The sequence below is a fragment of the Desertihabitans aurantiacus genome, from assembly GCF_003344635.1.
GTDB lineage: Bacteria > Actinomycetota > Actinomycetes > Propionibacteriales > Propionibacteriaceae > Desertihabitans > Desertihabitans aurantiacus.
Genome location: NZ_QPKK01000121.1, coordinates 1 through 11,233, shown reverse-complemented (window position 1 = coordinate 11,233; position 11,233 = coordinate 1). Strand labels below are relative to the sequence as shown.

Annotated in this window: 10 protein-coding genes; 3 read left to right on the top strand and 7 right to left on the bottom strand. The window is 74.4% G+C overall.

Annotated elements, in window-relative coordinates; all coding sequences use genetic code 11:
• Together DVA66_RS11140 and DVA66_RS11135 are read right to left on the bottom strand one after the other, a co-directional pair.
• Positions 1–732: YhgE/Pip domain-containing protein (locus DVA66_RS11140; protein ID WP_157973960.1), on the bottom strand; the 732-nt coding region annotated here is incomplete at its 3' end.
• On the bottom strand, positions 732–3,467 hold the full coding sequence (locus tag DVA66_RS11135; RefSeq protein WP_114560152.1) for an MMPL family transporter: 2,736 nt from the start codon (positions 3,465–3,467) through the stop codon (positions 732–734). The genes DVA66_RS11140 and DVA66_RS11135, both read right to left, overlap by 1 nt.
• A gap of 88 nt (positions 3,468–3,555) precedes the next feature.
• Between DVA66_RS11135 and DVA66_RS11130 the strand changes: the two genes are divergently transcribed.
• A complete protein-coding gene (locus DVA66_RS11130) occupies positions 3,556–4,236 on the top strand; it encodes a TetR/AcrR family transcriptional regulator (RefSeq protein WP_114560151.1) in 681 nt (226 codons plus the stop codon).
• A 10-nt stretch (positions 4,237–4,246) separates the two neighbouring features.
• On the opposite strand, the gene DVA66_RS11125 is transcribed toward DVA66_RS11130, so the two are convergent.
• From DVA66_RS11125 to DVA66_RS11105, 5 genes are all read right to left on the bottom strand, one after another.
• Positions 4,247–4,627 carry a hypothetical protein gene (locus DVA66_RS11125; RefSeq protein ID WP_114560150.1) on the bottom strand — a complete coding sequence of 127 codons (381 nt, stop codon included), beginning with the start codon at positions 4,625–4,627 and terminating at the stop codon, positions 4,247–4,249.
• Between the two features lie 94 nt (positions 4,628–4,721).
• Positions 4,722–6,350, bottom strand: coding sequence for an HNH endonuclease (locus DVA66_RS11120; RefSeq protein WP_114560149.1), 1,629 nt, complete (start codon positions 6,348–6,350; stop codon positions 4,722–4,724).
• Positions 6,351–6,468: 118 nt separating this feature from the next.
• A complete protein-coding gene (locus DVA66_RS11115; protein ID WP_157973959.1) occupies positions 6,469–6,972 on the bottom strand; it encodes a GNAT family N-acetyltransferase in 504 nt (167 codons plus the stop codon).
• A 154-nt stretch (positions 6,973–7,126) separates the two neighbouring features.
• Positions 7,127–8,062 carry a hypothetical protein gene (locus DVA66_RS11110; protein WP_114560147.1) on the bottom strand — a complete coding sequence of 312 codons (936 nt, stop codon included), beginning with the start codon at positions 8,060–8,062 and terminating at the stop codon, positions 7,127–7,129.
• Between the two features lie 30 nt (positions 8,063–8,092).
• A complete protein-coding gene (locus tag DVA66_RS11105) occupies positions 8,093–8,467 on the bottom strand; it encodes a YchJ family protein (protein ID WP_114560146.1) in 375 nt (124 codons plus the stop codon).
• A 157-nt stretch (positions 8,468–8,624) separates the two neighbouring features.
• Here DVA66_RS11105 and DVA66_RS11100 point away from each other — a divergent pair, with 157 nt between their 5' ends.
• Positions 8,625–8,825 (top strand): hypothetical protein, encoded by a 201-nt coding sequence (locus DVA66_RS11100; protein WP_114560145.1) that lies wholly within the window; start codon positions 8,625–8,627, stop codon positions 8,823–8,825.
• A gap of 73 nt (positions 8,826–8,898) precedes the next feature.
• On the top strand, positions 8,899–11,233 hold a 2,335-nt coding region (locus DVA66_RS11095), incomplete at its 3' end, for an ATP-binding protein (RefSeq protein ID WP_114560144.1).

Here is an 11,233-nt window from a genome sequence, read left to right as displayed (position 1 = left end):
GGGGCCGCCCGCCGCCAGCTGGGCCGCGCCGCTGGCCAGCTCCTGGCCGCCGCTGGCCAGCTCGCCGCCGGCGGTGCCGAGCTGGGACAGCCCGTCGCTGAGCTGGCCGGCGCCCTCGGCGGACTGCTCGGTGCCGTCGGCCAGCTCCTCCGCACCGTCGGCGAGGTCGCCGGCGCCGTCGGCCACGGTGCCGAACTGGTCGGCGATGTCGTTGAAGCCGAGGTAGATGTTGTCCAGGTAGGTCTTGGTCAGCTCGGTGTTGAGGGTGGCCACGGCGACGTTGCCGACGGTCTGGCCGATGGCGCCGTCGGCGATCCCGGTGACCTCGGAGGTCCGGACGTCGATCTCGGCCTGCTCGGCCTCGGCCGCGTCACCGCCGTAGGAGGTGGCGGCCTCGGAGAAGTTCTCCGGGATCGTGACCACCGCGGCGTAGCGGCCGGAGGCGAGCCCGCTTTCGGCGTCCTCGCTGTCGGTCAGGGTCCAGGTGAAGTTCTCCTCCTCCGAGTCGACCAGCCCGGCGGCGAGCTGGCGCCCGAGCGGGACGCGCTGGCCGTTCACCTCGGTGCCCTCATCGAGGTTGACCACGGCGGCCTGCACCCGGTCGAGCCGGTCGTCGGAGCCCCAGGTGGCCCAGAGGAACCCGGCGGCGACGATCACCGGCACCAGGACCAGACCGACCAGCGACCACCAGGTGACGCCGCGGGAGCGGTCGGCGCGTTCGAGGGTGAGCATCAGCGGAGGTCCTTCCGGGTGGCCAGCGCGTCGCTGGTGGTCTGCTCCGGCGCGGTCGCCAGGGCGGGGGCGGGGTCGGGGTCGGGGTCGTGGAGCTCGAGGTACTGGTGCGGTCCGGCGATGAGGTCGGCCACCACCGAGGCGGTGGCGACACCGAGGACGACCGCCTGGTCGCGCCGCTCCTGGGCGGAGCGGATCAGCCGGTCCAGGGCCTGCCGGGCGCCGGGGGTGCTGAGCGCGTCGGCCCCGTCGACCAGGGCCAGCGGCGGACGCCGACGGGACAGCGTCTCCAGCCCGCGTTCGACGTCGGGCTGGAGGGTGGCGTCGACGTACCCGCTGCGCCGGCGGATCGCCGCGGTCGCGCCGGGGAGCAGCTCACCGGCGATCCGGGCCCGTCCGGCGTCGGGGGCCAGTCGTCCGGCCAGACCCATCAGCAGCGCCGCGCGCTGGGCCGGGGCGCCCTGCACCACCAGCACCTCACCGGGGTCGAGATCGAGGTCGACCGGTCCGAGCAGGCCCTCCACGGCCAGCCCCTCGACGTGGGCGACCTGACCGGCGTCCGGCCCGGGCCAGTCGGCGAGCTCGAGCTGGCGGTGCAGCTGCTCGCCCTCGACGTCGAGGGCCGGCAGCCGGCGCTCGAGCCAGCCGGGCAGCCACCAGGCCCGCTCGCCGAGCAGGGCCATCACCGCCGGCACCAGGGTCATCCGCACGATGAAGGCGTCGAAGGCCACACCGACCGCGAGCGCGAAGGCGATCGGCTTGATGGCGCCCTCGCCCTCGGGCACGAAGAAGGCGAAGACGGCGAACATGATGACCGCGGCGGCCGTGACCACCGGCGCGGAGCCGACGAACCCGCTCTGCACGGCCTCGCGGGCCGGGCGGCCGTGGACGTGGTCCTCCCGCATCCGTGAGACGAGGAAGACCTCGTAGTCCATCGCCAGGCCGAAGAGGATGCCCATCAGCAGGATCGGCAGGAAGCTGATGATCGGGCCGGGACGCTCCAGGCCGATCAGCTCCGCACCGTGACCGCCGTTGAACACCAGCGTGGTGAGCCCGAACGCGACGCCGATGCTCAGCAGGTAGCCCAGGGTCGCCTTGATGGGCACCGCGATGGAGCGGAACACCATGGTCAGCAGCACCAGCGACAGGCCGACCACGAAGATGCCGAAGGGCAGCAGCGCGCCGCCGAGCCGGTCGGAGACGTCGATCTGGATGGCGGTGGCGCCGGTGACGGCGGTCGGGACGTCGTACTCGTCCAGCCAGTCGTCCTCCATCTCACGCAGCCGCTCCACGAGGTCGGCGGTGGCGGGGTCGGAGGGCCCGGTGGTGGGGACGATCTGGACGATGCCGGTGTCGGCGTTCTGGTTGGGGGTGGCGAGCGGGACGCTCTGGACGCCGGGCATGGCCTCGATGTCGGCCTTCAGCCCGTCCATCACGCCGAGCGGGTCGTCGCTGCCGATGATGCCGGCGGTGACGATCAGCGGGCCGTTGAAGCCGGGGCCGAAGTACTCGCTCTGCAGGTCGTAGGTGGTACGGGCGGGGGTGCCGATCTCGTTCTCGCCGGCGTTGGGCAGGGCGAGGGTGAGGTCGCGGGCGGGCAGGCTGAGCAGGACCGAGCCGACCACCACGACGGCGACGGTGAGCGCCGGCACCCTGGTGACCAGGCGGACCCAGCCGCGGAACGGACGTCCCCGCTCGGCGGCGGGCTTGGGCTTGCGGGGCCGCATCCGCTCCCCGGCCAGCGCCATCAGCGCCGGCAGCAGGGTGAGGGCGACCACCACCGCGACCGCGACGCCGAGGGCGGCGAAGAGGCCCATCACGGTGAGGAAGGGGATCTGGGCGATGGCCAGCCCGACCAGGGCGATGATGACGGTGACGCCGGCGAAGACGACGGCCGAGCCGGCGGTGGCCACCGAGCGGGCGGCGGACTCCTCGGCGTCCAGGCCGTCGGCCAGCAGCTCGCGGTGGCGGGACAGGATGAACAGGGCGTAGTCGATGCCGACCGCCAGACCGAGCATCACCGCCAGCATGGGCGTGGTGGAGTTGATGGCGGCGAAGGCGGTGGAGCCGAGCAGGATCGTCATGGTGACGCCGACGCCGAGCAGCGCGGTGAGCAGCGGCATGCCGGCGGCGACCAGCGAGCCGAGGGTGATGATGAGCACGACCAGCGCCACCACGACGCCGATCACCTCGACGATGCTGAAGCCGGGGACGCTCATGTTGAAGATCTCCCCGCCCATGCTCGCCGTCGAGCCGGGCAGGTCGGCCTGCAGCTCCTCGGCGACGGCGACCAGCTGCTCGCGCTGGGCGTCGGTGACCGCCTGGGCGTCGCCGGGGATCTGCACCTGGACGATGACGGCGCGGCCGTCGTCGCTGATGGTGCCCTCGACCAGGTCGTCGTAGGGGTTGGCAGCGGTGTCGACGAAGTCGAGGGCCTCGAAGTCGTCCAGCCGCGCCTCGACCGCCTCACGGACGTCGGGCGACTCCACGTCGCTGCCCTCGGGGGCGACCACGATCATGCTCGCCGACGTCCCACCCACCTCGGGGAAGGTGCGGCTGAGCTGGTCGAGCGCGACCTGGGCCGGCGCGCCGGGGATCGTGAACTCGTTGTCGAAGGACCGGCTGATCAGCCCGGCGGTGCCGCCGAGGACGCCCACCACCAGCGCCCAGACCAGGATGGTGCGCCACTTGTGGCGGTAGGCGGCGCGCCCCAGGGCGTGCAGGAACGAGGACATCGGAACCCCTGACCAGTTCGATACAGTCGTGCATCCGATACGGAACTGTATCCGATAGGGTGCGGGCAGCAACTGGGGAGGACGTGACATGGCTCTCACCCCCACCGAGGGGACGTCGACGGCGACCACGCGCGTCGAGGGCGCACCGACCGCACGGCGCGAGCGGACGCGGCTGCGGCTGCTGGACGCCGCCGTGCAGGTGTTCGCCGAGCGCGGGGTGAACGGTGCCAGCGTGGAGGAAATCTGCGAGCGGGCCGGCTTCACCCGGGGCGCGTTCTACTCCAACTTCACCTCCAAGGAGGACCTCTGCCTGGCGGTGATCCGGCGCCGGCACGAGGAGCACGCGGCGGTGGCGGAGCAGACGATCAGCCAGGTCTCGATGGGCGACCTCAGCATGGACGAGCTGATCGAGCAGGGAGTCGAGCTGTTCGTCCGCGCGCAGGACACCGACCCGGCGGCGGTGGTGGCGGCCGCCGAGCTGCGGCTGCACGCCGTCCGGACGCCGGAGCTGCGTGCCGACTACACCGAGCTGGAGGACCAGCAGAAGGCGCTCTTCGCCCGGCTGCTGTCGGCGGGCCTGGAGGGCAAGGGGCTGCCGTTGCGGCTGGAGCCCAACCAGCTCGGGCTGCTCGGTGCGGTGTTCGAGTCGACCCTGCTGGAGGGGGTGCTGCACGGCACCGACGTCCGCGACGCCCTCAAGGAGCGGCTGATGGCGGCCCTGCGCGGGCTGCTCGTGGACGCCCGGCGCCAGCACCGCTCGGAGCGCTGACCGGCGGCCGTCAGGCGTCGAAGATCGACGGGTGGCGCGGCGCGGAGGCCTGCGGCGGGTCGGCGGGCTCGGGCGTCGCCGGGGCGGTGTCGTGGATGGTCGGCGAGGGAGCTGGGCCGTCGAGGGGCTGGAAGGCCGGCGAGACCGCCCGACGCTCAGCCGCCCGGGCCCGCCGTCGCTCCAGCAGCATCCGGCCGCCCTGGCGGACCGCGAGAGCGACCCCGACCACCGGTCCGCCGAAGAGGGCGGTGAGCATGAGGAGGGTCGGCAGCAGGACCTCGGGCGCGCCGACGTCGCCCGGGCGCTCGGCGAGCCTCAGCTGGGCGATCCACCCGGCCGCGCCCACGCCGGTCCCGACGACGAGGGGGACGATCCAGCGCAGGTGCCGCACCCCTCCACGGTAGCCACGGTGGGCTGGGACGGGCGCCGCTGAGGAGCGCGTCGCCCCCCGCGGCAGGGTGGGCAAGACCGTCGCTGGTGGGAGGTCATGGTGTCGCCACCGCGAACCCAGGTGCACCCGCCGCCGACGGGGCCGTCGAGCTGTAGATGTGGCCGGTCGGGGTGACCGTGCGGACCGTGTGCCGCAGCCCCGGCACGGGTCTGGCCGCCCAGCCGGGCGCCTGCTTGGCGTAGTTGCAGGCCTCGCACAGCCCCTGCCCGTTGGTCGGGCTGGTCGCCCCGCCCCGCTCGACGGCGAGTACGTGGTCGACGTGGCGCACCGGCGCGCCGCACCACGGCATCCGGCACCGCTGGTCGCGCAGCCGCACGAGCTGGGCCAGCCGGGCTGGGAACCTACGGGCCCGCGAGTCCGCCGCCACCAGCTCCCCCGTCCCGGGTCGGGCGTACAGCCGGCGCACCCACGCTCGCCCCGCAGCCAGCTCGCGCACCAGGTCAGCCGGTACCGGCCCGTACCCGTCGAGGTGCCCTGCCTCGTCGGACGCGCCCAGCAGCACGCGGTCGGAGACCACGACGTGCAGCAGCACCGGCAACGCCGACACCGCCGCCTCCTCGCCGCCGTCGGGTGGAGGCGGGAGCGCAGTGAGCTCCGGAGGACCCGAGCAGCATGCTGGCCCCACCCCGCTCGCCGTCTCCCCCGCTTGATCACGCGGAAGGACGGAGGGTGCGGGTGCGTGGCCATCCGACCCCACCTCTACCGGACCCGGCTGCGGGACCGCCACTCGACCGCCGCCAGCAATGCTCCCCGCGCCGCCGGTCTGCGCCGCTCCGGCTCGGAAGGTCTCGGTCCCTCGGGCCACATCTGCCGGTCCCGCTGGCACAGCCGCCCACGTCAGCGGCGTGGACACAGCAGCGAGAGCCCGGTCACGGCCCAGCACCCGGTCCACCAGCGTGTCCGCCCGGATCTGGTCGCGGCTGCGACCGTCACCGGCTGCGACCAGCGTGTCCGCCACCCGGTCGAGCGTGGCGAACACCGCCACCCCGTCCCGCACCGGCAGCAGCACCGAGAGCTGGCTCATCACGTCCGGCGCCGGTCGCAGCGACACCCGTCGCTCCGCCTCCGCCCGAGCCCGCCGGGCCACCGCCGCCGCTGGATCCCGCTCCTGCGCCAACCGCCGGGCGGCCGCTGCCACCTCGGCATCGCCCATGCCCGCCAACCGCTGCGGGTCACCCGCCAGCTCGGCATCGACCGACCCACGGTCCTCCCGGGACAGGCACGCCGTCTCCCGTGCGAGCAGCATCGCCCGCCACTCGGTGATCCGACCCGCGCGCAGCGCCGCCAAGGTGCCCGGCATCTCCGCATCCAGCACCGTCGCGAGCCCGAGGTGACGCCGACCCCGCGCATGGGACTCCCGTCGCGCCAGTGCCACCTGCGCAGCCACCCCGCGACCGCACCGTGCCCGGGGCAGACCACGACCCTCCTCCGCGGCCCGCACGCTCCGGTCCAGCGCCACCGCGGCCACCGCCTGGAGACCTTCCGCGGCGGCCTTCAGCTCTTCCAGCGTCCGCAGCAGGTCCACCAGCTCGGCGTCCGCCGCCTCGGACAGGCGCTCGACCGGCACCGTCGCCAGCGCCCGCACCCAGCGCGCGACCACGTCCGGTGCCACCACCTCGGTGGAACTCCCGTCGGCCACCGCGCCGAGCATCGCCTCGCTCATGTGTTCGATTCTAGGCAGCGGTCGCCTCCCGAGAACCGGCCGATTGGCATCTGTGGACAACGCTCCACGTCGTCTGCGCCCTGTGGACAACGCGGTCAGATCCTGCTCGGCCCCACGGCTAGTCGACGAGGTCGGGGCCACGCCGGTACCCCCGCGCGAGGTAGGACGGGATCGTGTGGGGGTGCTCGTCGGCGAGGGTCCAGAGCCAGACGCGGTGGGTGGCCCGACCGTTCGGGGCCGGGTGCTCCCACAGCCGGCGGGTGAGCCGCGTCAGGAGGTCGCCACCGATCCCCTGGCCCTGACATGCGGGAATCACGCCGATGACCGTGAAGCCGGCGTCTCCCCGTCCGCTCCAGCCGATCTGGGCCATCCCGACGTCGTCACCGCCCAGGGTCGCGATCCACGCTTCGGTCCCTGGCCGCGCCAGCTCAGCGCGCCAGTCGGTGACGCCCCACGCCACCCGCCCACCCCCACCCAACGGCGCCCAGATCGTCCGGTACAGCGTGGCGAACCTCGGGACGTCGTCGCGGTCGACCTGGGAGAGTCGGACGTCAGCCCGGGTCGGGGCTGGCACCAGCTGGCGCGGGTCGTTCATCTCGAGGACCACGCCGCCAGAGGGCATGCAGCGAAGGTAGTCGCTGCTCGCCGTCGAGGCGCGCGGAAGCTGAGTCACCGGAGCAGCGCTCGTCGCAGCCACCTGGCTGCGCCGCGGGCCCGGCGCCCCGGTGCCACACGACGGCCAGCCGCGGGCGTCCTGCTCCGCCGGCCGAGGCCCCTCAGGCGTCGAAGATCGACGAGTGCGTCCCGCGCTGCCCTTGCCCGTCCCCACGGTCAACGGGACGACCTCGTCCCCCAGCGGCCTCAGGCCCCGGATCCAGCTCGGGTGCCGAACCCGCCGCGTCCAGCTCCCGCAGCACCGGGTGCTCACGCAACCCCTGCGGCCCGTGCAGGGCGGCGAGGGCCAGCACCGAGACGACGTTGGACGCGGGCCCACCGAGCAGCAGCGGCTCGGTCGTGTGGAAGGCGGCCACGAAGGCGTTCCCGGAGACGTCCGGCCAGACCGCGCTCATCGTCGCGTAGTCGAAGGTCAGCCAGCGCCCGCCCAGGTCGCACACCACCCGCTGGTCGGTGACGACGACCCGGGTGAGCTGGGTCTCGCGCCACTGCGCGGTCGCCATCCGCTGCGCCGCCGCCCGACGCCGGTGGTTGCCGATCGCGGTCGCGGCGACCGCGGCCGCCACGAAGCCCGGGCGGCCGAAGGCGAAGGTCGAGCCGTGCTGGTAGCTGACGTCGGTGCCGTAGAAGCGGGCGTAGCGGAGGGTGAGGTCGTAGCAGGCGTTCTCGCCCGGACGCAGCGTGACCGGCCACACCGCGACCGACGGCGGCGCCTGCCCGGCGAGCGGCTGCGCGCGCAGGTCGGCGGCCACCCGGTGCCAGTGCGCAACCCCCTCCGGGGTCTGCTCCAGCGTCTGCTGCTCCTGCTGCCAGGCCCGGCGGAGGCGCGCCTCCCCCTGCAGCTTCGACGCCTGCACGATCGTGATGATCAGGCAGACCAGCGGCCCCACCAGCAGCAGCGTCGCCATCGCGAGGAACAGCAGCCCGTCGATCGCCGACAGCTCGGGACGCGAGCTGAGCCGGAGCACGACCGCCCCCGGGACGACGAAGGACGCCACCCCGATGACCGCGGGGACGATCCAGCGCAGGTGCCTCACGGCCGCCACGGTAGTGGAGGGCCGTGGCGGTCACGGGTGCACGCCGTCCAGGTAGAACCAGTCCCGGCCCTCGCGCCGGAACCGGCTGACCTCGTGCAGCACCTCCGGTCCGGAGGCGCGTCGGCAGCGGGCCCGGAACTCCACCACGCCGTCGTCGTCGAGCAGCCCGCCGCGCTCGGTGCGCAGCACGGTCAGCCCCTCCCACACGACGTGGGGGTCCAGGCTGAGCGTCGCCGGGCGGGTGCTCGGGTGCCAGCTGGCCCGCAGGTGGTCGACATCGCCCCGGACGAAGGCGGTGTAGCGCGAGCGCATCAGCCGCTCGGCCGCCGGCGCCGGACGTCCGGCCAGCAGCGGGTCGCAGCAGCGCGCGGACGGCCGTCCGCTGCCGCACACGCAGCCCTCCACCGCGACCCTCCTCCCCTGGGGACGGCCCACGCTAGCCGGGCCGTGCGACCTCCCGAGCCCGCCTGAGGTACCTCAGAGGCCACCTCAGACCATCCACACCCAGATCCCGGGAGTTCGCCCGATGTGGCGGCCGCCGCCTCAGACCGACGGTGGAGTCATGAACAGCTACTGGACCGAGAAGACCTGGCAGTACGAGCAGGCGGAGCGGGTGGCCCGCGCGGCCGAGGCGGCCCTGGCGAAGGAGGTGGTGCAGCAACAGCGCGCCGAACGCCGTGCCCGGCGCGAGCTGCGACGCCAGGAGCGCGCTGGACGGCGACCGCTGGCCGTCCAGCGGCTGCTGCTCGGCTCGCACCGGTGAGTCCGGCCGACCTGGCGGACGGGCACCGGTCGATCCCGCGGTTCTTGTCGGTGCGCCGTGCCACGATGACGTCGTGGCCATCGAGACCCCCCTGGTCGGCAGGGACGCCGAGCTCGGGCTGCTGCTCGAGCACTGGCGCGAGGCGGCGGCCGGGGCGCGGCTGACCCTGCTCGCCGCCGAGGCCGGCGGGGGGAAGACCACGGTGATCCAGGAGCTCTGCCGCCGGGTCGCCGCCGAGCCGACGCGGCCGCTGGTGCTCACCGGGCAGTCGGTGCCGCTGGGCGACGAGGGCCTGGCGTTCGTGCCGGTGCAGGGGGTGCTGCGCCAGCTGGCCGCGAACGTCGACACCGCCACGATCCGCGACTGGGCCGGTGCGGGTGTGGACGAGCTGACCGTGCTGCTGCCCTCGCTCGGCGGCACCCGCCCGCCCGAGCCGGACCGGCTGCGGCTGTTCGAGGCGGTCACCCGGGTGCTCGAGCAGGCCGCCGCCGCGCGACCGCTGCTGGTGGTGCTGGAGGACGTGCACTGGTCCGACGAGGGCACCCGCCACTTGCTGCGCTTCGCCCTGCACGCCCTGCAGTCCGCCCCGGTGCTGCTGCTGGCCTCCTACCGCAACGACGAGCTGCACCGGCGCCACCCGCTGCGGCCCTACCTCGGCGAGCTGGTCCGGCTGCCGATGGTCAGCCGGGTCGAGCTGCCGCGGCTCGACCAGTCGCAGGTCGCGGCCATGGTGGCCAGCCGGCTCGACCGGCCGCCGTCGGCCGAGCTGGTGCAGCAGGTGCACGAGCGCAGCGAGGGCATCCCCTACTTCGTCGCCGAGCTCGCCCAGGCGGTCACCGGAGACTGCCTCAACCTGCCCGACACCCTGCGCGACGCGCTCCTGGTGCGGGCGGGGAGGATGAGCGAGGACGCCCAGGCCATGGTCCGGCTGATGTCGACCGCCGGCACCTCGATCAGCCACGCCCTGCTCCGCGAGGTGGGCGACGGCACCGACGCCGCCACCGACGACCTGCTGCGGGAGGCGGTCGACGCCGGCGTCCTGGTGCCCACCGAGGATGGCTACGCCTTCCGCCACGCGCTGCTGCGCGAGGTGCTGCACGAGGAGCTGCTGCCCGGCGAGCACGCCCGGGCCCACGTCCGCTTCGCCGAGGCGCTGACCGCCCACCCCGAGCTGCAGTGCGCCGAGGCGGCCACCGAGCTGGCCCACCACTGGTACGCCGGGCACCAGCTCGACCGTGCCTTCACCGCCGCCCTCACCGCGGCCGAGTCGACCGCCAGCCCCTACGAGCGGCTGAAGATGTACGACCGGGTGCTCGAGCTGTGGGAGCGGGTCGACCCCGAGCGGCACGGCGGACGCAGCCGCGCCGACGTCCTCGAGGCAGCCGCCTTCGCCGCCCGGCGCACCGGAGACTCCCGCCGGGGGCTGCCGCTCATAGCCGCCGCCCTGGCGGAGACCGACATCGAGGGCGAGCCGCTGGTCGCCGCCCGCCGGATGGTCACCAAGGCCCTGCTCGAGGGGTTGTCGGTGGACGACCTGACCAAGAGCTACAGCGACGCCATCAGCACCGCCACCCGGGCGGTCGAGCTCACCGAAGGCCACGGCGACACCGAGGAACGGGCGCGCGCCCTGGACGCGCTGTCCACCCAGCTGATGCTCACCGGCAACCTGGCCGAGGCGCTGGAGACCGCCCGCGAGGCCGAGTCGGTGGCGGTCGCGGTCGGGCTGGACCACCTGCGCTCGAGCGCGATGAACACCCAGGGCTGCGTGCTCGTCTCCCGCGGTGAGGAGGAGGCGGGGCTGGAGCTGCTGCGCCGCAGCGCCCCGCTGGCAGCCGGCAACCCCTGGCTGGAGCTGCGCTACGCGATCAACATGTCCGACGCCCTGCTGAGCGCCGACCGCGCGGCCGAGTCCGCCGAGCTCGCGATCGCGGGCATCGAGCGGGCGCGGCAGGAGGGCATCGCCCGCTCCACCGGCGCCATGCTCATCGGCAACGCGATGGAGGCGCTGCTCGAGGTCGGTGAGTGGACGCGGGCCGCCCAGCTGCGCCGCACCGGTGAGGAGCTGCTGCCGATCGGGCACCACGCGCTGCACCTCACCCTGGTCAGCGCCTGGATGGACGTCTGGCAGGGCCGGGGCGAGGCCGCCCGGGACGCGCTGGAGCTCACCGGGTCGAGCACCCCGGCGGGCCGGCTGCCGCAGTACACCCGGTTGTGGTGCACCGCCCGCTCCGACCGGGCCTGGTGCGACGGCGACCCGGCGCTGGCCTGGCGCGAGCTGCAGCCGCTGCTCGAGCGCTACGCGATGCTCAAGGTGCAGGACTGCTGGCGGCTGCTGGCCCAGGCGGCCCGCAGCGCGTCCGGTGCCCCCGACCCGGCTGCCGCGGCCCGGCTGCTGCGGGAGCGGGCCG

Bases quoted from the DNA above. Each gene is read 5' to 3' on its own strand.
- DVA66_RS11135 (WP_114560152.1), bottom strand. From the start codon at position 3,467: ATGTCCTCGTTCCTGCACGCCCTGGGGCGCGCCGCCTACCGCCACAAG.
- DVA66_RS11130 (WP_114560151.1), top strand. From the start codon at position 3,556: ATGGCTCTCACCCCCACCGAGGGGACGTCGACGGCGACCACGCGCGTC.
- DVA66_RS11120 (WP_114560149.1), bottom strand. From the start codon at position 6,350: ATGAGCGAGGCGATGCTCGGCGCGGTGGCCGACGGGAGTTCCACCGAG.
- DVA66_RS11115 (WP_157973959.1), bottom strand. From the start codon at position 6,972: ATGCCCTCTGGCGGCGTGGTCCTCGAGATGAACGACCCGCGCCAGCTG.
- DVA66_RS11100 (WP_114560145.1), top strand. From the start codon at position 8,625: ATGAACAGCTACTGGACCGAGAAGACCTGGCAGTACGAGCAGGCGGAG.